The 22,187-nt window shown below is 76.1% G+C and carries 12 protein-coding genes; 11 read left to right on the plus strand and 1 reads right to left on the minus strand.

The window, feature by feature from the left end; all coding sequences use genetic code 11:
- The first annotated feature begins 67 nt into the window (after positions 1-67).
- The 9 genes from ABTX81_RS19645 (at position 68) to ABTX81_RS19685 (ending at position 18,985) form a co-directional block, all read left to right on the plus strand.
- A complete protein-coding gene (locus ABTX81_RS19645) occupies positions 68-3,304 on the plus strand; it encodes an amino acid adenylation domain-containing protein (RefSeq protein WP_502892809.1) in 3,237 nt (1,078 codons plus the stop codon).
- Positions 3,301-8,847: a non-ribosomal peptide synthetase/MFS transporter gene (locus ABTX81_RS19650; RefSeq protein WP_350547261.1), complete on the plus strand. Its 5,547-nt coding sequence runs from the start codon at positions 3,301-3,303 to the stop codon at positions 8,845-8,847. Before ABTX81_RS19645 ends, ABTX81_RS19650 begins: the two co-directional genes overlap by 4 nt.
- Positions 8,844-10,379 (plus strand): class I adenylate-forming enzyme family protein, encoded by a 1,536-nt coding sequence (locus ABTX81_RS19655; protein WP_350547264.1) that lies wholly within the window; start codon positions 8,844-8,846, stop codon positions 10,377-10,379. Before ABTX81_RS19650 ends, ABTX81_RS19655 begins: the two co-directional genes overlap by 4 nt.
- The gene (locus ABTX81_RS19660) at positions 10,376-13,399 is read left to right on the plus strand and encodes a non-ribosomal peptide synthetase (RefSeq protein WP_350547267.1); all 3,024 of its coding nucleotides are present in this window, start codon (positions 10,376-10,378) and stop codon (positions 13,397-13,399) included. Before ABTX81_RS19655 ends, ABTX81_RS19660 begins: the two co-directional genes overlap by 4 nt.
- A 5-nt stretch (positions 13,400-13,404) precedes the next feature.
- Positions 13,405-13,620, plus strand: a complete 216-nt coding sequence (locus ABTX81_RS19665; RefSeq protein ID WP_350547270.1) for an MbtH family protein — start codon at positions 13,405-13,407, stop codon at positions 13,618-13,620.
- Positions 13,617-13,880 (plus strand): hypothetical protein, encoded by a 264-nt coding sequence (locus tag ABTX81_RS19670; RefSeq protein ID WP_350547273.1) that lies wholly within the window; start codon positions 13,617-13,619, stop codon positions 13,878-13,880. Before ABTX81_RS19665 ends, ABTX81_RS19670 begins: the two co-directional genes overlap by 4 nt.
- Positions 13,877-15,304, plus strand: coding sequence for a condensation domain-containing protein (locus ABTX81_RS19675; protein WP_350547276.1), 1,428 nt, complete (start codon positions 13,877-13,879; stop codon positions 15,302-15,304). The genes ABTX81_RS19670 and ABTX81_RS19675 overlap by 4 nt, the downstream gene beginning before the upstream one ends.
- A complete protein-coding gene (locus ABTX81_RS19680) occupies positions 15,301-17,226 on the plus strand; it encodes a N,N-dimethylformamidase beta subunit family domain-containing protein (RefSeq protein ID WP_502892810.1) in 1,926 nt (641 codons plus the stop codon). Before ABTX81_RS19675 ends, ABTX81_RS19680 begins: the two co-directional genes overlap by 4 nt.
- 1,240 nt (positions 17,227-18,466) lie before the next feature.
- Positions 18,467-18,985: a MarR family winged helix-turn-helix transcriptional regulator gene (locus ABTX81_RS19685; protein WP_350547279.1), complete on the plus strand. Its 519-nt coding sequence runs from the start codon at positions 18,467-18,469 to the stop codon at positions 18,983-18,985.
- Positions 18,986-19,128: 143 nt separating this feature from the next.
- Here ABTX81_RS19685 and ABTX81_RS19690 read toward each other — a convergent pair whose 3' ends face one another.
- Positions 19,129-19,944, minus strand: a complete 816-nt coding sequence (locus tag ABTX81_RS19690) for an AfsR/SARP family transcriptional regulator (protein WP_350547282.1) — start codon at positions 19,942-19,944, stop codon at positions 19,129-19,131.
- 278 nt (positions 19,945-20,222) lie between these two features.
- Here ABTX81_RS19690 and ABTX81_RS19695 point away from each other — a divergent pair, with 278 nt between their 5' ends.
- Positions 20,223-20,957 (plus strand): hypothetical protein, encoded by a 735-nt coding sequence (locus tag ABTX81_RS19695; RefSeq protein WP_350547285.1) that lies wholly within the window; start codon positions 20,223-20,225, stop codon positions 20,955-20,957.
- A gap of 83 nt (positions 20,958-21,040) precedes the next feature.
- The gene (locus tag ABTX81_RS19700; protein WP_350547288.1) at positions 21,041-22,180 is read left to right on the plus strand and encodes a phage tail sheath protein; all 1,140 of its coding nucleotides are present in this window, start codon (positions 21,041-21,043) and stop codon (positions 22,178-22,180) included.
- The last annotated feature ends 7 nt before the right edge of the window (positions 22,181-22,187 follow it).

Here is a 22,187-nt window from a genome sequence, read left to right on the forward strand (position 1 = left end):
CGGGCATGTGGCCGGGCGTTGTCCGAGATACCGCCGTCCCGCCGTGAGGCGAGTGCCGAGGAGTGTCATGCCCACGTCCACCCAGGAGTCCGCCCACATGTCCGGCCGGACCACCGAGCCCGCTCCGCCCACCGCCCTCACCGTCGGCCAGGAACGGCTCTGGTTCCTCGACCAGTTGGACCCGGGCGACCCCTCCTACAACATCCCGCTGGTGCTGCGCCTCACCGGCGAGCCGTCGGCGGAGTCGCTGCGCGCCGCCCTGGACGGCGTGGTCGCCCGGCACGAGGCGCTGCGCACCCGCTTCCCCGCCGAGGACGGCCGGCCCACCGCCGTCGTCGACGCGCCGGCGCCCGTCCCGCTCGACCTCGCCGACCTGCGCGGACGGCCCGGGGCCGAGGTGGCCGCCGCCCTCGCCGCACGCGTCAACCGGGGCTTCGACCTCGCCGCCGGGCCCCTGCTGCGCGCCGCCCTGCTGCGCACCGGCGAGCACGAGCACGTGCTCTGCCTGGTGCTGCACCACATCGTCGCCGACGGCTGGAGCCTCGGCCTGCTGCGCACCGAACTCGCCGAGCGCTACGCCGCCCACCGCGCCGACGGCCGGCAGCCCGACCTGCCCGCCCCGCCCTCCTACGCCGCCCACGCCGCCGCCGAACGCGCCTGGCTGGCCGGGCCGGAGGCCGCCGAGGCGCTCGCCCACTGGCGCGAGCGGCTCGCCGGCGCCCCCGCCCTCGACCTGCCGCTGGACCGGCCCCGGCCCGCCGAGCCGGGGAGCGCCGGCGCCTTCCACACCCGGATCCTGCGCGGCCTCGGACCCGAACTCGACGCCTTCGCCCGCGCCCGCCGGCTCACCCCGTTCATGGTGCTGGCCGCCGCCTACCAGCTGCTGCTGCACCGCTGCACCGGCCAGGAGGACTTCTGCGTCGGCGTGCCCACCGCGGCCCGCACCACCGTCGACAGCGAACGCACCGTCGGCTACTTCTCCTCCGCCCTGGTGCTGCGCGCCGACCTCGCCGGCGCCCCCACCTTCGACACCCTGCTGCGCCGGGTGCGCGCCGACTGGCTCGGCGCGCTCGGCCACGGCCGGGTGCCGTTCGAGCAACTCGCCGAGGAGCTGCGCCCCGACCGCGACCCCGGGCGCACCCCGATCTTCCAGACCCTGCTCACCGTGCACACCCAGAGCGGCGGCGCCCTCGGCGAGCAGGCCTTCGCCGACCTGCGCTGCGTGGAGACCGACGGTGGCCACACCGCCGCCAAGTTCGAACTCGCCCTGGACGTCCGCCCGGACGGCGAGGACCTGCACGCCGTCTTCGGCTACCGCACCGACCTGCTGGACGAGCCGTGGACCGTCCGGCTCGGCCGCCGCTTCGACACCCTGCTGCGCGCCGCGCTCGCCGCCCCGGAGACCCCGGTGCACCTGCTGCCGCTGCTCGACGCGGAGGAACTCGCCGAGGCGGCGGGCGGCTCGGCCGGGCCCGCGCTGCCCGCGCACCCGGCCACCGTGCTGGAGGCGGTCGACCGGGCGGCCGCCGAGCAGCCGGACGCGCTCGCCGTCGAGGGGCGGCAGGCGCGCCTCACCCGCGGCGAACTCGCCGCCGCCTCGGGTGCGCTGGCCGCCCGGCTGGCGGCCTCCGGGGTGCGGCGCGGCGACCTGGTGGCGTTCTGCCTGCCGCGCGGGCCGCACGCCGTGGTCGCCATGCTCGCCGCCTGGCGGGCCGGCGCCGGCTACCTGCCGCTGGACCCGGAGTACCCGGCCGCCCGGCTCGCCTTCATGCTCGCCGACAGCGGCGCCACCGCCCTGGTCACCGCCGACGGCGCGCCCGTCGAGGGGCTGCCGGCCGACGTGCCGGTGCTGCCGGTGACCGGGGGAGCGGACGCCCCGCCCGCCGACGCCGCGGCCGGCCCCGACGACCCCGCGTACGTCATCTACACCTCCGGCTCCACCGGCACCCCCAAGGGCGTGCTCGTCCCGCACCGCGCGCTCGCCGCCCGGGTCGCCTGGATGCGCGAGGGCTACCGGCTGACCGCCGCCGACCGCGTCCTGCAGTACGCCTCGCTCTCCTTCGACACCTGCGCCGAGGAGGTCTTCCCGGCCCTCGCCGCCGGCGCCGCCCTGGTCGTCGCCGAGGCCGGCGCCGCGCTGCCCGACCAGCTCGCCGAGCCCACCGCCGCCGGCCTCACCGTCCTCGACCTGCCCACCCCGTACTGGCACCAGCTGGTCGCCGACCTCGGCGCCACGCCCTGGCCGGCGAGCCTGCGGCTGCTGATCCTCGGCGCCGACCAGGTCCGCCCGGAGGCCGTCGCCGCCTGGCGGGCCCGGTTCGGCGACACCGTCCGGCTGGTCAACTCCTACGGGCCCACCGAGACCACCGTCATCGCCACCACCGCCGACCTCGGCGCCGCCGACACCGCCCGGCGCCCGCCGATCGGCCGGCCCATCGGCGGCACCACCGTCGCCGTGCTCGACCGCCACGGCCTCCCCGTGCCGCCCGGCACCCCCGGCGAACTCGTCGTCGGCGGCACCGGCGTCACCGACGGCTACCTCGGCCGGCCCGGCGCCACCGCCCGCGCCTTCGTGCCCGACCCGGACGGCCCGCCCGGTGCCCGCCGCTACCGCACCGGCGACCTGGTGCGCCGACGCGGTGACGGAGCCCTGGAGTTCCTCGGCCGGATCGACGCCCAGGTGAAGCTGCGCGGCTACCGGGTCGAGCCCGGCGAGGTCGAGTCCGCGCTGCTCGCCAGGCCCGGCGTCGGCCAGGCCGCGGTGCTGGTCCGCGAGGACCGGCTGCTCGGCTACGTCGTCCCCGCCGGGCCCGCCGCGCCCACGCCCGGGGAACTGCGCGCCGCGCTCGCCGCCACCCTGCCCGCCCACCTGGTGCCCAACGCCGTCCTGGTCCTCGACGCGCTGCCGCTCACCCCCAACGGCAAGCTCGACCACCGGGCGCTGCCCGACCCCGACACCCGCCCCGACCTGCGCGCCGCCTACCTCGCCCCGCGCACCGAGGCCGAGGAGCTGGTCGCCGAGGTCTGGCAGGAGGTCCTCGGCCTCGACCGGGTCGGCGTCCACGACGACTTCTTCGACCTCGGCGGCCACTCCCTGCTCGCCACCCGGGTCGTCGCCCGCATCCGCGCCGCGGCCGACCTCGCCGTGCCGCTGCGCACCCTCTTCACCCACCGCACGGTGGCCGCCTTCGCCGACGCCGTCGAAGCCGCGCTGGTCGCCGAGCTCGACGCGCTGTCCGACGACGCCGCCGAGGAACTGCTCGCCGCGCAGGACGCCCTGGAAGGGACCGCAACGCCGTCATGAGCACCGAAACCGCCCCCAGTCCTGCCGGGTCCTCCGCCGGGCTCACCGCCGCCAAGCGGGAACTGCTCAGCCGCCGCCTGAGGAGCCGCACCGCCCCCCGGCAGACGATCCCCCGCCGCGCCGCCGACGCGCCCGTGCCGCTCTCCTACGCCCAGGAACGGCTCTGGTTCATGGAGCAGTTCGCCCCCGGCACCGCCGCCTACAACATCCCGGTCGTGCGCCGGCTGCGCGGCCCGCTCGACGTCCCCGCCCTGCGCCGCGCCCTGGACGCCTCCCTCGCCCGGCACGAGACCCTGCGCTCGCGCTACCCGGCCACCGACGACGGCCGCCCGCTGCTGGTCATCGACCCGCCCGGCCCCGCCGATCTCACCCTCGCCGAGGCCGCCGACGCCGCGCACGCCGAACGGCTGGTCGACGAGGCCGCCGCCGTCCCCTTCGACCTGGAGCACGGCCCGCTGCTGCGCGCCCACCTGCTCCGGCTCGCCGCCGACGACCATGTGCTGCTGCTCGTCGTCCACCACAGCGTCAGCGACGGCTGGTCCAGCGAGGTGCTGCTCGGCGAAGTCCTGCGCGGATACGCCGCCCACGTCGCCGGCCACCCCGACCCGCTGCCCGAACTCGCCGTCGAGTACGGCGACTTCGCCATCTGGCAGCGCGAACGGCTGAGCGGCGACCGGCTGGCCGCCGAGGTCGCCCACTGGGCCCGCGAGCTGGCCGGCGTCGAACCCCTGGAACTCGCCTGCGCCGCCCCCCGCCCGCCGCGCCAGACCTTCGACGGCGCCGGCTACGGCTTCGAGGTCGACCGCGCGCTGCTCGACCGGCTGACCGAACTCGGCAAACGGCACGACGCCACCGTCCACATGGTGCTGCTCGCCGCCTTCCAGACCCTGCTCGCCCGGTTCAGCGGCCAGCGCGACTTCGCCGTCGGCTCGCCCGTCGCCGGCCGCCCCGAACCCGAACTCGAACCGCTGGTCGGCATGTTCGTCAATGTGCTGGCGCTGCCCGCCCGGCTGGAGGGCGACCCCTCCTTCGGCGAGCTGCTGCGCCGCACCCGGGACACCTGCCTGGAGGCCTACGCCCACCAGGAGCTGCCCTTCGCCCAGCTGGTCACCGAACTCAAGGTGCCCCGCGACGTCAGCCGCCCGCCGGTGTTCCAGACCGTCCTCGCCGTGCAGAACTACGCCGTCCAGCGCGAGGCCGCCGGCTCGGGTGAACTTCCCCTCGACGTCGAACCGTTCGGCGTGCGCGCCAGCGGCACCCGGTTCGACCTGGAACTCTTCCTCCAGGAGTGGCCGCAGGGCCTGCTCGGCTCGTTCAACTACAACACCGACCTCTTCGCCGAGGCCGACATCGCCCGCCTCGCCGAGCACCTGGGCCGGCTGCTGACCGCGATCGCCGACCGCCCGGACGCCCCGCTGTCCGCCCTCGACGACCTCCCCGAGGCCGAACGGGCCTTCGAGGTCGAGCGGTTCAACGACACCGCCAACGCCCGCCCGGCCACCACCCTGACCACCCTGGTCGCCGAGCAGATCGCCCGCACCCCGGACGCCGTCGCCGTCGCCTTCGAGGACGGCGAAGCCCTCACGTACCGTCAGCTCGACGAAGCGGCCGACCGGATCGCCGTCCGGCTGGCCGCCGAGGGCGTCGGACCCGGCAGCCTGGTCGCGGTCAGCGCCGAACGCTCGCCCGAACTGGTCGCCGGCCTGCTCGGCGTCCTGCGCACCGGCGCCGGCTACACCCCGCTGGAGCCCGACTACCCCGCCGAGCGGCTCGCCTTCCTGCTCGCCGACAGCGCCGCGCCCGTGCTGCTCACCCAGCGCCGGCTGCCCATCCCGGACGGCTGCGCCGCCCGCGTCCTGCTGCTCGACGACCCCGGCGAGTGGCCCAGGGTCCGGGCGCGGACCCCGCTGCCCGCCGGCCCCGCTCCCGACGACACCGCCTACCTGATCTACACCTCCGGCTCCACCGGCCGCCCCAAGGGCGTGCCCAACACCCACCGGGCCATCGCCAACCGCCTCCAGTGGATGCAGGACACCTACCGGATCGGCTCCGGGGACCGCGTCCTGCAGAAGACCCCGGCCGGATTCGACGTCTCCGTCTGGGAGTTCTTCTGGCCGCTGATCACCGGTGCCCGGATCGTCCTCGCCAAGCCCGGCGGCCAGAAGGACGCCGGCTACCTGCGCGACCTCATGGTGCGCGCCGGCGTCACCGTCGCCCACTTCGTACCCGCCATGCTCACCGTCTTCCTCGCCGAGGACGGCCTGGAGCGCTGCACCACCCTGCGCCGGGTGGTGTGCAGCGGCGAGGCCCTGCCGCCGGACACCGCACGGGAGTTCACCACCCGCCTGCCCGGCTGCGCGCTCGCCAACCTCTACGGGCCCACCGAGGCCGCCGTCGACGTCTCCTCCTGGGAGTGCGAGGGCCCGCTGCGGACCGTCCCGATCGGCCTGCCGATCGACAACACCCGCCTGTACGTGCTGGATTCCGCCCTGCGACCGGTGCCGCCCGGCGCCCCCGGCGAACTCCACATCGGCGGCGCCGCCGTCGCCCTCGGCTACCACCGCCGCCCCGGGCTCACCGCCGCCCGGTTCGTCCCCGACCCCTACGGCCCGCCCGGCGCCCGGCTCTACCGCACCGGCGACCTCGCCCGCCGCCGCCCCGACGGCACCCTGGAACACCTCGGCCGGATCGACCAGCAGGTCAAGATCCGCGGCCTGCGGATCGAACCCGGCGAGACCGAGGCCGCCCTGCGCGGCCTGCCCGGCATCGCCGACGCCGCCGTCGTCGTCCGCGAGGACCGGCCCGGCGACAAACGGCTCACCGGCTACCTCGTCCCCGCGCCCGGCGCCGACGAGCCGGACCCGGCCGCCCTGCGCGCCGCCCTCAAGCGCACCCTGCCCGACCACCAGGTCCCCGCCGCCTACGCGGTGCTGCCCGCCCTCCCGCTCACCCCCAACGGCAAGCTCGACCGCCGCGCCCTGCCCGCCCCGCGGGTGCGCCGCGACGCCGGCGCCGCCAAGCCCGCCACCGAGGCCGAGCGGGTGCTCGCCGGGATCTGGGCCGAGGTGCTCGACCTGCCCGAAGTCGGCACCGACGAGGACTTCTTCGACCTCGGCGGCCACTCGCTGCTCGCCACCCAGGTCGTCGCCAAGGCCCGCAAACGGCTCACCGAGGCCGGTGCCCGCCCGGTCAGCGTGATGGACCTCTTCACCTGCCGCACCGTCCGCGACCTCGCCGCCCTCGCCACCCTCGACGAGCAGGACCGCGGCCCGCGCCGCCTGCTGCACCGGCTCACCCGTCCCGTCCCGGCCGACCGCCGCCGGCTCACCCTGGTCTGCGTCCCCTACGGCGGCGGCAGCGCCGTCGTCTACCAGCCGGTCGCCGACCTGCTGCCCGCCGACACCGAGCTGTGGGCCGTCGCGATCCCCGGCCACGACCTCGGTGTCACCGAACAGCACCTGCCCTTCGACGAGTTGGCCGAGCAGCTGGCCGCCGAGGTGCGCGAGCGGATCGACGGCCCGGTCGTCGTCTACGGCCACTGCGGCGTCGGCACCGCCCTCGCCGTCGCCACCGCCCGCCTGCTGGAGGCCTCCGGCCGGGAGCTCGAAGCCGTCTACGCCGGCGCCCAGTTCCCGTTCGCCAAGCCGCGCAGCAAGGTGCTCACCGCGCTCAGCGGCATCGCCGCCCTGGAGCCGCTGCTCGGCGACCGGGTCTACCTCAACTGGCTCACCGGCATGGGCGTCGACACCTCCGAACTCGACCAGGAACAGGTCCGGTTCATCGTCGGCAACATGCGCCGCGACTCCAAGGCCGCCGAGGCGTACTTCACCCGCGCCATCGAGGAGGTCGCCGCCGGCGCGCCCCGGCTGCGCGCCCCGCTGGTCTCGCTGGTCGGCGACCACGACCCGGCCGCCGACTTTTACCAGGAGCGGTACCGCGAGTGGCTGCTGCTCGCCGAGCGCTCCGCCGTCGCGGTGCTCGACCAGGGCGGGCACTTCTTCGTCAAGTACCGCGCGGCGGAGGTCGTCGAGGCCGTCACCACCGTGCACCGCGCCGTCCTCGCCGGGGAGAGCGACACCCTGCCGGCGCGCGGACCGGACAGCTCCTGGTGGTTCCACGGCGAGACCGGCGCACCCGTCTCCGCTGTGACAGAGGCGGTGGAGCCCGCGGCGGACGAGGGGCCGCAGCCCAGCATGGGCCGCTTCCTGGCCGTCGCCGCCGGCCAGTTGGTCTCCATCACCGGCTCGGCGCTCACCGAGTTCGCGCTGCCGGTCTGGATCCTGCTGGAGACCGGCTCGATGGCCCGCTACGCGCTCTACGCCGTCATCGCGATGCTGCCCGGCATCGTCGTCGGCCCGGTGGCCGGCGCCCTGGTCGACCGGCTGGACCGGCGCAAGGTGATGCTCGCCGGGGACGTCGCCGCCGGGGGCACCCAGGCCGCCATGCTGGCGCTGCTGCTGGCCGGACAGCTGCACTCCTGGCAGGTCTACGTGCTGCTCGGCGTGCTCTCCGTCGCGCTCACCTTCCAACGCCTCGCCTACGCCTCCGCGGTGCCCCAGATCGTCCCCAAGCAGTACCTCGGCCATGCCAACGGCGTCGTGCAACTCGCCTTCGGAGCAGCCCAGTTCGTCGTGCCGCTGGTCGCGGTCGCGCTGCTCGCCGCGATCGGCCTGCGCGGCATCCTGATCATCGACGTGGCCAGCTACACGATCGCCGTCGCCATCCTGCTGGCGGTGCGCTTCCCGCGCACCCTGCCGTGGACCCGGCGCGAACCGCTGGTCGAGGAGATCAAGCAGGGCTTCGGCTACTCCTGGCGCCAGCGCGGCTTCCGCTCCATGCTGCTCTGGTTCGCCGGGCTCAACGTCTTCCTCTCGCCGCTGTTCCTGCTCACCACCCCGATGGTGCTCGCCTTCTCCGACCTGGACGGCGCCGCCCGGGTCGCCGTCGCCGGCGGCGCCGGGGCGCTGCTCGGCGGCATCGCCATGGGCTTCTGGGGCGGCCCGCGCCGCCACCGGCTGCGCGGCATGCTCGGTCTGGCCGCCGTCCTCGCGCTGGCCGGCGCCGTCACCGGTCTGCACGCCGGGCTCTGGGTGATCGCCGCCGGCGCGTTCGGGATGTCCTTCGCGCTCTCCCTGGTCAACGGCGTCTACTCGACGATCGTCCAGGTCAAGGTGCCGCAGCGGTTCCACGGCCGGGTGTTCGCGCTGAACACCCTGGTCGCCTGGTCCACGCTGCCGCTCGGCCACGGCGTGATCGCCCCGCTCGGCTCGGCCGTGTTCGGCCCGCTGATGGAGCCGGACGGTGCGCTCGCCCCGGTCTTCGGCCCGCTGATCGGCACCGGGCCCGGTCGCGGCATCGCCCTGATGTACGTGCTGTTCGGGCTCGCCATGCTCGTGCTGGTCGCCGTCGGACTGCGGCTTCCCGCGCTCGCCCGGTTCGACCGGGAGGTGCCGGACGCCGAGCCGGACGACCTGGTCGGCCTGCGCGAACGCGCCCGGGCCGCCGCCGCCCGCCGCGCTGCGCAGGACCGGGAGGCCGTGTGAACCGCGCCGTCCCCACCAGCCTGCCCCAGCTGCTCGCCCACCGGGCCGCCGCGCACCCCGGGCGGACCGCCGTCGTCAACGGCGCCGACCGCCTGGACTTCGGCGCCTGGCAGGCCCGCTCCGGGGCCCTCGCCGCAGCCCTGCGCGCCGCCGGACTGCGCCCCGGTGACCGGGTCGCCCTGCGCCACGGCACCGCCGACTGGGCGGCCTACGCCGTCGCCCACCTCGCCGTGCTGCGGGCCGGCGGCGTCGCCGTGCCGCTCTCCGACCGGCTCGCCCCCGCCGTCACCGCCCACGCGCTCGCCGACTCGGGCGCGGCGCTGCTGCTGCACACCGGCGGCGCGCCGGACGTCCCCGGGGCGGTGAACGCCCCCGGCGTGCGGACGCTCACCGAGGCCGACGCCGCCGGCCATCCCGCCGAACCGGACCTGCCGCCCGCCGACCCCGGCGCGCCCGCCCAGATCCTCTACACCTCCGGCACCACCGGCACCCCCAAAGGGGTCACCGCCACCCACGCCAACCTGGCGTACGGCTGCACCCTGGACGAACGCCGGCGCCCGCTGCGGCACTCGCAGGCCTTCCTGCACGCCTTCCCGGTCGGCACCAACGCCGGGCAGACCATGCTGGTCAACGCGCTCAACGCGCACGCCACCTGCGTCGCCGCCCCGCAGTTCACCCCGCTGCGGTTCGTCCGGCTGATCGCCGAGCACGGCATCGGCAGCGTCTTCCTGGTCCCCGCCATGGCGATCGAACTGCTCGCCTCGGCCGCCCTGGCCAAGGCCGACCTGGGCGGCGTCCGGCTGGTCGGCTCCACGGCCGCCGCGCTGCCCCAGCCAGTCGCGCTCGCGCTCAGCCGGGCCTTCCCGCGCGCCCAGATCACCAACTACTACACCTCCACCGAGGCCGCTCCCGCCCAGATCACCCTGCTGTTCGATCCCGAGCACCCCGACTCGCCCGGCCAACCCGCCTCGCTCGCCGACCTGCGGATCACCGACGCCGACGGCCGCCCGCTGCCGCCCGGCGAGCCGGGCGAGCTGTGGCTGCGCTCGCCCACCGCGCCGCGCGGCTACCTCGGCGAGCGGGACCGGGCGGTGTTCCAGGGCGCCTGGGTGCGGATGGGCGACCTCGGCCGGATCGACGCGGACGGCTTCCTGCACCTGCTCGACCGGGAGAAGGACGTCGTCAAGTCCGGTGCCCACAAGGTCTCCACGCTCCAGGTCGAGAACGCGCTGCACGCCCACCCGCTGATCGCCGACGCCGCCGCGTTCGGCGTCCCGCACCCCGTGCTCGGCGCGGTGGTCGCCGCCGTGCTGGTCCCCGTGCCCGGGTCCGAGCCGCCGACCGCCGCCGAGCTGCGGACCTTCCTGCTCGGCCACCTCGCCGCGCACGAACTGCCGGCCACCGTGCTGTTCCGCGAGGCGCTGCCGCGCAACGAGGGCGGCAAGGTGCTCAAGCGCGAGCTGCGCCGTCTGGTGACCCAGCGCTCCACCGCCGGCGAGACCCCGACCACCACCAGCGAGGCCACCCGATGACCACCGCCCTCAGCCCCGCCCAGCACGGCGTCTGGCTCACCGAGCAGACCCTCGACGCCGGCGCCGCCTACCACCTGGCCGTCACCGTCGAACTCACCGGCCCGCTCGACGCCGCCGCGCTCGCCGGGGCCTGCGCCCAGGTGGTCCGGCAGCACCCGGTGCTCGCCGCCCAGGTGGACCCCGACGGCCCCGCCGTGGGGCCCGGGCCCGCGCCGGAGCTGCGGACCGTCGACTGCCCGGCCGAGGACCTCGACAAGCTGCTCGCCGACGAGTGCGCCGCCCGCTTCGACCTCGCGGCCGGGCCGCTCGCCCGGTTCACCCTGTACCGGACCGCCGCCGAGCGGCAGGTGCTGCTGGTCACCGCCCATCACCTGGCCTTCGACGGCGAGTCCAAGGACCGGCTGGTCGCCGACCTCGCCGCCGCCCACCGGGGGGAGGCGCTCACCACCCCGGCCGGCGCGGTGGCGACCCCGGCCGGTGCGCCGTCCCCCTCGGCCACCGCCTACTGGGCCGAGCGGTGGCGCGAGCCGGGCCTGCCGGCCCTGCCCGGGCTGCGGACCGTCACCGATCCAGGCGCCGCCCCCGGCACCCTGCCCGGACCCGGGCGCTCGGTCGACCTCCGGATCGACGGCGACCGGCACGCCGCACTGGTCGCGACCGCCGAGCGGCTGGGCGTCACCCGCTTCGAACTGCTCACCGCCGCCTGGCACGCGCTGTTGCTGCGCTACGGCAACCCGGCGCCCGCCACCGCCGTCGAGCTGTCCGTCCGCCGCCCCGACGAGCCGGTCGCCGTCGGCCTGGCCGTCAACGAACTGCCGCTGTTCACGGCGCCGTCGGCGGGCTCGGCGTTCGGGGAGTTCGCCGTCGCGGTGCGCGCCGGGCTGCGCGGGCTCTACCCGCACCGGGACGTCCCGCTCGGGCGGGCGGTGCGCGGCCTCACCCCGCGCACCGCGCTCACCCCGCTCTCCATCAGCTACCGCCGCCGCCCCGCCGGCACGCCGGCGCCCGACTTCGGCCCGGGTCTCGCCGCCACCGTCCGCTGGATCGGCTTCGCGGGCACCGCGCGCAACCTCGTCCACCTCCAATTCGTCGACGCCGACGAGGCGTTGGACGTCAGCCTGCAGTACCGGACGGAGGCCTTCGGATCCGGGGCCGCCGAGCGGATCGCCGGCCACTTCGCCACCCTGCTGGACGGCGCCCTCGCCGACCCCGCCACCCCGGTCGGCCTCCTGCCGCTGCTGGCCGCCGACGAGCGCGCCGCCCAACTCGCCGCGCCCGCACCGGAGCCCGGCCTCACCGGGGCGACCGTCCCCGCGCTGTTCGCGGCGCGCGCGGCTGCCACCCCGGAGGCCGTCGCCCTGGTCGCCGACGGCGTCGAGTACCGCTACCGCGAGCTCGCCCGGCTGGTCGCGCACGCCGCCGCCGCGCTCACCCGGCACGGTGCCGGGCCCGGCACCCCGGTCGGCATCGCCCTGCCGCGTGGTCGGGACCAACTCGTCGCCGTGCTGGCGGTGTTGGCGGCCGGGGCGGCCTACCTGCCGCTCGACCCGGAGTACCCCGCCGAGCGGCTCGCCTTCCTGCGCGCCGACTCCGGCCTCGCCCTGCGGATCACCCGCGAGCCGTCCGTGCCGGGCGACCTCACGCCGGACGACCTCGCGCCCACCGCCGCCGCCGACCTGCCCGCCGGCCCCACGCCGGACCACCCCGCGTACGTGCTCTACACCTCCGGCTCCACCGGCACCCCCAAGGGCGTCGAGGTGCCGCACGGCGCGCTCGCCAACCTCCTCGGCAGCCTGCGCGACCACCTCGGCGCCCGCCCCGAGGACCGCTGGCTCGGCCTGACCTCGCTCTCCTTCGACATCTCCACCGTCGAGCTGCTGCTGCCGCTGATCACCGGCGGCCGGGTCGTCCTCGCCCCCGAGGGCGCCCACCGGGACGGCGCCGCGCTGCTCGACCTCATCGCCCGCGCCGGGGTCAGCCACGTCCAGGCCACGCCCAGCGGCTGGCGGGTGCTGCTGGAGGCCGGCCTCGCTCCGTCCGGTGGCGGCCTGACCGCGCTCACCGGCGGCGAGGCGCTGCCCGCCCCGCTCGCCGCGGACCTCGCCGCCGCCACCGCCCGGCTGGTCAACGTCTACGGCCCCACCGAGACCACCGTCTGGTCCACCCTCGCCGAACCCGCCGCCCCCGACGGCCGGGTGAGCATCGGCGCCCCGCTCGCCAACACCCGCGCCTACGTCCTCGACGAGCGCCTGCAACCCGTGCCGTACGGGCTGCCCGGCGAGCTGTACCTCGGCGGCGCGGGCGTCGCGCACGGCTACCGGGGGCGCCCCGGCCTGACCGCCCGCCGCTTCCTGCCGGACCCGTACGGCCCGCCCGGCGCCCGCCTCTACCGCACCGGCGACCTGGTGCGGCGCCACCCCGGCGGCGGACTGGAGTTCGTCGGCCGCGCCGACACCCAGGTCAAACTGCGCGGCCACCGGATCGAACTCGGCGAGATCGAGGCCCGGTTGGCCGGGCACCGCGCCGTCGCCCAGGCCGCCGCCGTCCTGCACGGACCCGACGGGGACCGCCGGCTCGCCGCGTACGTCGTCCCCGCCGGGACCGCCGCGCCCACGCCCGAGGACCTGCGCGCCCACCTCGCGGCCACCCTGCCGGCCGCCGTCCTGCCGGGCACGTACACCGTCCTCGACGCCTTCCCGCTCACCCCCAACGGCAAGCTGGACCGCGCCGCCCTGCCCGAACCGGCCGTCGAGCGCGCCGAGTCGCCCTCCGGGACGGAAGAGGAAGCAGTCGACGGGACCGCCGCCGCCGTCCTCGCCATCTGGCGCGAGGTGCTGCGGCTGGACGACCTCGGCCCCGACGAGGACTTCTTCGACCTCGGCGGCCACTCGCTGCTGATCACCGCGATCGCCGCCCGGATCCGCCAACAGCTCGGCGTCGCCGTCCCGTTGGACGTCTTCTTCGACACCCCCACCGCGCGCGGCGTCGCCGCCGCCGTCACCGATCTGCGTCAGGAGTGAACCCCGTGAGCACCGAAGCCCCGTACCAGGTGGTCGTCAACGACGAGGAGCAGCACGCCCTCTGGCCCGCCGCCGCCCCGCTGCCCGCCGGCTGGAGTGCCGAGGGGTTCACCGGCACCGAGGAGGAGTGCGCGGCCCACGTCGACCGCGTCTGGCCGGACATCCGCCCGCTCAGCCTGCGCCGCCGGCTCGCCGAGCAGGGCGGCGGCGACGCCCGATGACCGCCTATGCCGACCTCGCCCCGGTGCGCGGCCGCCTCGCCGAGCTGGTCAGCGCCGCCACCGACGGGCAGCTCACCGTCGCCGAACTCCTCGCCTCCGAGGAGTCGTTGACCGCCCTCGGGGTCTCCTCGCTGGCCCTGCTGCGGCTCGCCGACAGCCTGGAGGAGGAGTTCGAGCTGCTGATCGACCTCGGCGACCCCGCCCTGCACGCCGAAGGCCTGACCGCCCTCGCCGCCCGCCTGCACGAGCACGCCGGATGAACGGAGCGACCACCGCCGTCCGCCCCGGCCTCACCGTCCCCTTCTCCGGCAGCCGGTCCGGGCGCGCGCCGCTCACCTGGGGCCAGCGCGCCATCTGGCACGCCATCGGCCGCACCGCGCCCAACGACCACTACTTCAACCTCGGCCGGATCCTCCCGATCGCCGACCGCGGCGCGCCCGTCGACGAGGACCGGCTGGCCGTCGCCGTCGCCGGGCTGCTCGCCCGGCACGAGGCGCTGCGCACCCGGCTCGCCCTCGGCGAGGACGGCGAACCGGGCCAACTCCTCTTCTCCGCGGGCGAGATCACGGTCGAGGTGCGTGAGGAGCCCGACCCCGCGCGCGCCGACCGGGCGGCCGAGGAACTGCTGGCCGGTCTCATCGGGCGGCGCTTCGACTACCCGGGGGAGTGGCCCGTGCGGTTCGGCGCGGTGCGCTCCGGCGGGCGGATCACCCACGCGGTGTTCGCCCTGTGCCACCTCGCCTCGGACGGGCACGGCGCCGAGGTGCTGGTGCGCGACCTGCGGCTGCTGGTCCGCCGGGGCTCGGCGGGCCGCCCCGCCGCCGTGACCCCGTACGACCTCGCGCACCAGCAGCGGGGCCCGGCCGGGCGCCGCCGGGGCGCGGCGGCGCTGGCCCGCTGGGAGGCCGACCTGCGGCGGATGCCGCCGACGATGTTCGCCGACCCGGTCGCCGAGCCGTGCGCGCCCCGGTTCTGGACCGGTCGGCTGGTGTCGGCGGCGCTGCCCCGGGCGGTGGACGCGCTCGCGGCCGTCCACCGGGTCAGCGGCTCCACCGTGCTGCTCGCCGCCGCGGGCGCCCTGGTCGCCGCCGACCGGGGCCACCCGTCGGCGGCCGTGATGCCGATCGCCGGGAACCGGGCCGCCGCCGACCACCGCGACCTGGTGAGCACGCTCTCCCAGGACGCCCTGGTCGTCCTCGACCTGCCCGAGGACCTCGACGGCGGCGCGGTCTTCACCGACCTGCTGCCGGACGCCTGGCGGGCTGCCCTGGCCGGCTACCGGGCGGCCGCCTACGACCCGGTGGAGTGGGACGCCCTGCTCGCCCGGATCGCCCGCGAGCGGGGCGCCGAGGTGCACCCGTACTGCTGCTTCAACGACATGCGGCTCGTCGAACGGCCGCTGTCATCCACGGAGTTGCCGACGGCCGAGGAGCTGGCCGCGCTGCGTCGCCGCACCGTGCTGGACTTCCCGGCCACCCAGGAGCTGGTCGCCTGCCGGTACTGCCTCCACCTCACCGGCGACGACTCGGCGCTCACCGTCACCCTCACCGCCGACACCGCCTACCTGCCGCCGGCGGCGATCCACGCCCATCTGCGGGCGATCGAGGAGCTGGTGGTCGCCTCCGCCGCCGGTGCCCCGCCCCGGCTCGCGGCGCTGCCGGGCCTGCTGGAGCGGTTCTCGTGAGGGCGGTCGACCTCGTCCCGCGTCCGCTGGCGAGTGCCGGGGCGACGTCCTGCGCGCAGGGCGGTCGGCTGCGCTTCCGCCTCGGCGGGCGGGGCGTCGAGGGCCGTCCGCTGGTCGGCCGGGTGGTCGTCACCGACGAGGTGAGCGGGGAGATCCGGCTGAAGGCGGGCCTGTCCGGCGTCACGCACTGGGATCTCGACGTCCCTCCGCACTGGCCGAGTTCGCTCTACCGGGCGAGCTTCCACGACGCGCGGCCGGAGCAGCCCGCGCCCGAGCGCGACGCCGAGCACGAGGTGTGGTTCGCCGTGCGCGCCGCCCGTCCCGGCGCGGGCATCCTCGTCTCGGTCCCGTTCGCCACCTGGCGCGCCTACCACCGGGCCGGCCAGCCCGGGCGCGGCCTCTACTACGCCGAGCAACCCGACCGCGCGGCCCGCGTCCGGCTCGACGCGCCCGGTGGCGGCCCGCCGCCCGAGCGCTGGGAGGAGCCGCTGCTGCGCTGGCTGCCCCGGGCCGGGTACCCCGTCGAGTACTGCTCCGGCCTCGACCTGCACGACCGGTCCTTCTCCCGGTTCCTGTCCCACTACCGGCTGTTGGTCGTCAACGGGCACGACGAGTACTGGTCCGCCGGGATGCGCGACAGCGTCGAGGAGTTCACCCGCCGGGGCGGCAATGTGGCGTTCTTCGCGGCCAACACGGCGTGGTGGCAGATCCGGATCGAGGACGAGCCCGACGGCGGCCGCTCGATGGTCTGCCACCGGGACGCCGCCGCCGACCCGGTCACCGCCACCGACCCGCGCCGGACCACCGTCGAATGGTCCGGCTCCCCGGTGGACCGGCCCGAGAACGCGATGACCGGCGTCAGCTTCCGCAACGGTGCGGGCGCGTGGGGCGACGGCATGGCGGTCATCGGCCGCGAGTCCTACACCGTCCGCTTCGCCGAGCACTGGGTCTTCGAGGGCACCGGGCTCGCCGACGGCGACGCGTTCGGGCGGGGCTCGCTCGGCTACGAGACCGACGCCGCCGAACTCGACTGGTCCGCCGGGGTGCCCCGGGCCACCGGCCGGGACGGCACGCCGCGCTCGTTCGCCGTGCTCGCCACCGCCGACCTGCGGCACTGGCGCCGCTACGGGCAGGGCGGCTGGGCGACCATGGGCGTCTTCCGGCTCGGCGCCGGCACCGTCTTCAACGCGGCCACCATCAACTGGGGCCGGGCGCTGGGGGACCCGGTCGTCGACCGGATCACCCGCAATGTGCTGGACCGCCTCGGCGGCTCCGGGCGGTCACCGCACTGGCACACCGTCGGCCGGGCGGACGGCGTCCGCGCGCTCGCCGCCTGCGAGGGCCTGCTGTTCGCGGTGGCCACCGACGGCACCACCCTGCTGCACCGGGAGCCCTCGGACCAGAACCTCCCCTGGACGCCGTGCCCGCCGGTGCCCGGCCCGCTCCCGCGGATCCGCTGCCTCACCGCCCCGCGCGAGGCCGCCGGCCCGATTCCGCTCGCCCTGCTCGCCGTCACCGAGGACGACCGCCTGCTCGTCCGCGACCCCGTCCCCGGCCCGGCCCCCTGGACCCCCGCCGGCCGCACCCCGCCCGGCACGGTGGCCCTCGCCATGTGCGACGGCACGCTCTTCGCCGTCACGCCGCACGACGACACCCTGCACCACCGCCCCGCCACCGACCCGGACGCCCCCTGGCACCCCCTCTGCCCCGCGTCCGGCGCCACCACCCTCACCGTCCTGGGCGGCCGCCTCCACGCCACCACCCCCACCGGCCTCACCACCCGCCCCCCGACCACCACCCCCCACCCGCCCTTCACCCCCACCACCCCCTTCCCCCCTACCCTCACCCTCACCTCCCACCACGGCCGGCTCCTCACCACCACCCCCACCCACCACCTCCTCACCCACCCCATAACCCACTAGCAAGCCCACCGCGCCCGCCCGCAGAAACGCTTCCGCATCCCTGCCGCGGAGTAGGAAGTCGGCCCGCTCGACTTCCTGCGCCCCACAGCGGCTCCCCGCCCACCGCGCCCGCGCGCAGAAGCGCTTCCGCACCCCTGCTGCGGAGTAGGAAGTCGGCCTGCTCGACTTCCTGCGCTCCACAGCGGCTTCCCGCCCACCGCGCTCGCCCGCAGAAGCGCTTCCGCACCCCTGCTGTGGAGCAGGAAGTCGGCCTGCTCGACTTCCTGTTTCCGCGCGAGGTGTCTCTCGCCGGCTCGGCTCTCTCCTCACTCGCCCGCTTCCTCTCAGCTGGCTCCTCGCACCCGGGCGAAGAAACGTTTTGTCTTCCCCGCCGTGGAGTAGGAAGTCGGCCTGCTCGACTTCCTGTGCCCCACAGCGGCTTCCCGCCCACCGCGCTCGCCCGCAGAAGCGCTTCCGCACCCCTGCTGTGGAGTAGGAAGTCGGCTCGCTCGACTTCCTGCGCTCCACGGCGGCTTCCCGCCTACCGCGGCCGCGCGCAGAAGCGCTTCCGCGCCCCTGCTGTGGAGCAGGAAGTCGGCCTGCTCGACTTTCTGCTCCCGGGCGAGGTGTCTCTTGCCGGCTCGGCTCTCTCCTCACTCGCCCGCTTGCTCCCAGCTGGCTCCTCGCGCCCGGGCGAAGAAACGTTTTGTCTTCTCCGCCGTGGAGTAGGAAGTCGGCCCGCTCGACTTCCTGTGCCCCACAGCGGCTCCCCGCCCACCGCGCCCGCGCGCAGAAACGCTTCCGCACCCCTGCTGGGGAGTAGGAAGTCGGCCCGCTCGACTTCCTGCTCCCGGATTTGGTGCGCCTTCTGGCTCGGTCACCTGGTTCCGCCGGGTTGGCTTCGGGTGCGCGGCTGGGTGGAGTGGGAAGTCGGCGGGGCCGACTTTTCGCGCCGTGGGGAAAGGTTTCTGCAAGCGGCGGGGGGTTCATCGGGGAAGGTGCGGGACCATCCGCGGGGAGCCGCCGGGCGGTCGGCCGCCCCCGTGACGGCGTCCGCCCGGCGGGTGGGTGGGTGATTGACGATGCAGGACGGTGGGGGTCGGCGCCAGGGAGTTGGGGTGTCCGGGACGGGGTGGGGGGTGTCCGGGCAGGTGGGGTGGGGTGTCCGGGACTTGACGGGGGACGCTCTGCGCGTCCGTCCCGGACAGCCTCGTCGACCCCTTCCGGTACGGTGTGAGCTTCGAGAGGAGGGGCGGAGCGGATGTCCACAGCACCCGGGGGCGGGCTCAGCGCCGATGAGGCGGTTCGCGCGATGCTGCTCTTCATGCCGAGGGTGGCGGCGCGGTTGAAGCGCACGCCGGTGCCCGAGCGGCTCCGTTCGGCGAACCTGGCGCCCCGGCACCTGTCGATGCTGTCCTACCTGGTGTTCGACGGGCCGATGCCGGTGAACCAGCTGGCGGCGCACCTGCAGGTGGCGCCGACGACGGTGAGCCTGATGGTGAGCGACCTCTGCCGGCAGGGCGTGGTGGAGCGCAGGACCGACCCGGCCGACCGCCGCCGCACCATCGTCACCATCACCGAGGAACCCGAGACCAAGGCGGCGATCGAAGGCTGGCTGGCCAACGGCGCGGCGGCCTGGCGCAGCGCCTTCGAGCCGCTCGCGCCCGAGGAGCGCGCGCTGTTCGTCCGCACCATCGAGGCCTACGAGGAGGGCGCCTCCGCTCCCGTCCGGCCACCGCGGCCCGGGTCCGACGGGGGACACGGACCCGAGCCGCGGTGAAGTCGCGCTGCTGACGCGCGTTCACCGGACCTCTGTCGGGTCGAGGCCCGGCCTGCCGACTACGGTGGACCAGACCACCGGAGGTGTCAACGCGCGGCGCCCGGCGCTACCCGAACGGGCAACTCCCCGCCCCTGCTGCCGGATCAGACCAGCCCGAGCAGCGGGTCCTGGCGCAGGATCGCGCGGTGGACGCCGGCGAGCTCCGCGCCGGGTTCGATGCCGAGCTCGTCGACCAGCCGGCGGCGGGTCCGCTGGTAGAGGGCGAGCGCGTCCGCCTGGCGGCCGGTGCGGTAGAGCGCCCGCATCAGCAGGGCCTGCGGCTGCTCCCACAGCGGGTGACCGGAGGCCAGCCGCCACAGCCGGGCCACCGCCTCCTCCGACCGGCCGAGCGCGAGGTCCGCCTCGGCCGTCAACTGCTCGGAGCCGAGGCGGACTTCGTCCAGCCGGGCGGCCTCCCACTGGAACGCGGGCAGGTTCTGGAGCTCGCCCAGCGCCGGGCCCCGCCAGAGCGCCAGCGCCTCCTGGGCCGACGCGCGGGCGGCGGCCGGGTCGCCGGCGGCGAGCGCGGCCCGGGCGGCGTCGAGCAGCCGCTCGGCGCACCGGTAGTCGAGCTGCTCGTCGTGGACGGAGAGCACGTAGCCGGACGGGCCGCCGAGCAGGCGCGGCGCCGATCCGCCGGTGTCGCCCGGGCGGGCCAGCACGGCGCGCAGGCGGGAGACGTAGCTCTGCAGGGTGTTGAGCGCGCTGGCGGGCTCCCGCCCGCCCCAGACGTTGTCGATGAGCGGGCCGACCGGCACCGGGCGGCCGGGCGAGAGCAGCAGGGTGGCGAGGACCGCCCGCTGCCGGGCGCCGCCGATCGGCAGGGGCACGCCGTCGAACCGGATCTCCAGGGGTCCGAGCGCACACAACTCCCACGCCCCGTGCACTCTGCCCGCTCTACCGTCCGCGCTGCCGCTCACGCTGTGCCACCTTCCCTGTCGTTCGAGCCACGGTGCTCTCCACCGTGAGCGAGAGAAGCGTGCTCTTTGCGCGTAGACGGCCACTCAACAGCGACTAAACGCTTTGACCGTGTGCAGACTTCGTCGGCGATCCACCGCCGCCCTACCCGGCTTACCCGCCTTCCAATCGTGCCGTGCACGTGTTTTGCACGCGGTTTGCACGCGACGACGGACACGCTCTGTGGCGGAAGACGGAGACGACGCGGCCGACCCGGCCGAGGCAGACCGAGAGGGACGAGATGGACTTCCGCGACCGCACCCTGGTGCGACTGGCCGATCCGGAGCAGCGGGACCGGCTGTTCGACCAGCGGTCGCTGGAGAACCTGGTGGCGGCCGGCTACGAGACGGCGGCCGGCGTCACCGGGCCCTACACGGCGGACTTCGCCGAACTGCGGCTCGGCGTCCGGCTGGACCGACCGGTCACCGCCGAGGGCGGCTGGTCCGCGCCCGGCGGCATCCGGCAGGAGGGGCGGTTCACCCTCACCGGCCTCGGCGGGCCCACCGCCGACGCGCTGTGGCGCGGCAGCGTGACGGTGCGCACCGGCGCCGGCGCCGACCGGGTCGACGCGGTGCACGGCGCGCCCCTCGGCCGGGCCGGCGGACCGGAGTTGACCGTCCACTACACGCCGGGCGCCGGGACGCCGCGCCCGGTGGCCCTGCCGGTGCTGGCGGCGTTGCTCGTCCGCGAGAGCGTGCGGCCCGCCGACCTGCTGGCCGAGAGCCGGGCCCTGGCCGACGCGCTGGGCGCGCTCGGCGCGGCGGCGGTGCCGGGCACGGTGCCGCTGGCGCCGCGCGACCGGGCCCAGGTCGGCTGGCTGGTGCCGCCGGCCGTGTTCGACGACCCGGACTGGCCGGGCGGCTCCACCGCCGCCGGGCCCGCCGAGCAGCGGGCCGCCCGCGCGGCCGCGGCCGGCCGGCTGCTGGCCGCCCAGGGGATCGCCCTCCTGGTCGTCCCCGACGCCGTGGCCGGCTGAAGCCGTGCCGACCCGGCACCGCGGCCATCGCCGGGACCACCTGACGCCGTGACCTCCAGAACAGAGAGCAGGAGAGGAAAGCCATGCCCACTGCGTATCCCTTTGTCGACATCGAGATCGACAAGTCCGGGCTGACGCCCCGCGTCCAGCCGTCCAGCGGGGTGATCGCCCTCGTCGGCACCACCCCGGACGGCGCGAGCGGCGGCACCGCCGCCGTCAACGTCCCGTACGTCGTCACCACCCCGGACGAGGCGCGGGCCCTGTTCGGCCAGGACAACACGCTCCAGAAGGGCCTGCTGCTCGCCCTCACCCAGGACCGGCTGCCGCAGAAGGTCTACGGCGTGCGGGTCAAGGGCACCGAGCACGCCGCCGGACTGGCCGCCCTGGAGGCGGTCGACGACGTGTCCGTGGTCTGCCTGGCCGGCGTGACCGACATCGGCACCGAGACCCCGCCGGCCGGCCTGCTCGCGCTGCGGGCGCACGTCGAGGAGATCTCCGCCAAGGGCCTGCGCCGGATCGGCGTCGCCATGATCGACCCCAAGGTGGAGAAGGCGCCGGACTACGTCGCCAAGGTGGTCACCCCGGCGTTGGTCAAGCTGCGCAGCGACAGCGGCCGGATGGTCCTGGTCGCGGCCCGGGGCGCGGACGGCGACGTCGCCGCCGCCACCGCCGCGGTGATCGCCGCGCACCCGCCGCACGCCTCCCTGCTCCTCAAGCAGGTCAAGGGGGTGCGGATCCCGAAGGAGAAGCAGTACGGGCCGTCGGAGATCATCGAGCTCTCCAAGGCCGGCCTCAACCCGGTGATCGACCCCGCGCTGATCGCGGGGGAGGGCCTGCACCTGGCCGAGGGCCAGACCTTCACCACCGACCCCGCGTACGGGTACATCGACCTGCGGCGGGTCGTCGACCACGTGGAGTTCCTGCTCCGGGCCGGGCTGATCGGCAGCGTCGGCGACGCCCGGATCACCCGCACCGGCCTGACCATGCTCAAGCAGCGCACCGAGGGCATCCTCGGCGGCCTGCTGCGCGAGTCGGTGATCGCCGGCTTCGAGGTGCGGATCCCGGTGCTGGAGGTCCTCGGCCGCCCGGAGACGGAGTGGACCCAGGCCGACCGGGACACCGTGCGCGCCGCGCGCGAGCAGCGGGCGGTCGACGTCCAGACCTCGATCACCTACGGCCCGGCCGTGCACCGCCTGCACGTCAAGCTCGCCGTCACCTACTAGCAGCCCG

This window comes from Kitasatospora sp. NPDC097605, from assembly GCF_040302725.1.
Lineage (GTDB): Bacteria > Actinomycetota > Actinomycetes > Streptomycetales > Streptomycetaceae > Kitasatospora.

Bases quoted from the DNA above. Each gene is read 5' to 3' on its own strand.
- ABTX81_RS19645 (WP_502892809.1), top strand. From the start codon at position 68: ATGCCCACGTCCACCCAGGAGTCCGCCCACATGTCCGGCCGGACCACC.
- ABTX81_RS19650 (WP_350547261.1), top strand. From the start codon at position 3,301: ATGAGCACCGAAACCGCCCCCAGTCCTGCCGGGTCCTCCGCCGGGCTC.
- ABTX81_RS19660 (WP_350547267.1), top strand. From the start codon at position 10,376: ATGACCACCGCCCTCAGCCCCGCCCAGCACGGCGTCTGGCTCACCGAG.
- ABTX81_RS19670 (WP_350547273.1), top strand. From the start codon at position 13,617: ATGACCGCCTATGCCGACCTCGCCCCGGTGCGCGGCCGCCTCGCCGAG.
- ABTX81_RS19675 (WP_350547276.1), top strand. From the start codon at position 13,877: ATGAACGGAGCGACCACCGCCGTCCGCCCCGGCCTCACCGTCCCCTTC.
- ABTX81_RS19685 (WP_350547279.1), top strand. From the start codon at position 18,467: ATGTCCACAGCACCCGGGGGCGGGCTCAGCGCCGATGAGGCGGTTCGC.
- ABTX81_RS19695 (WP_350547285.1), top strand. From the start codon at position 20,223: ATGGACTTCCGCGACCGCACCCTGGTGCGACTGGCCGATCCGGAGCAG.
- ABTX81_RS19700 (WP_350547288.1), top strand. From the start codon at position 21,041: ATGCCCACTGCGTATCCCTTTGTCGACATCGAGATCGACAAGTCCGGG.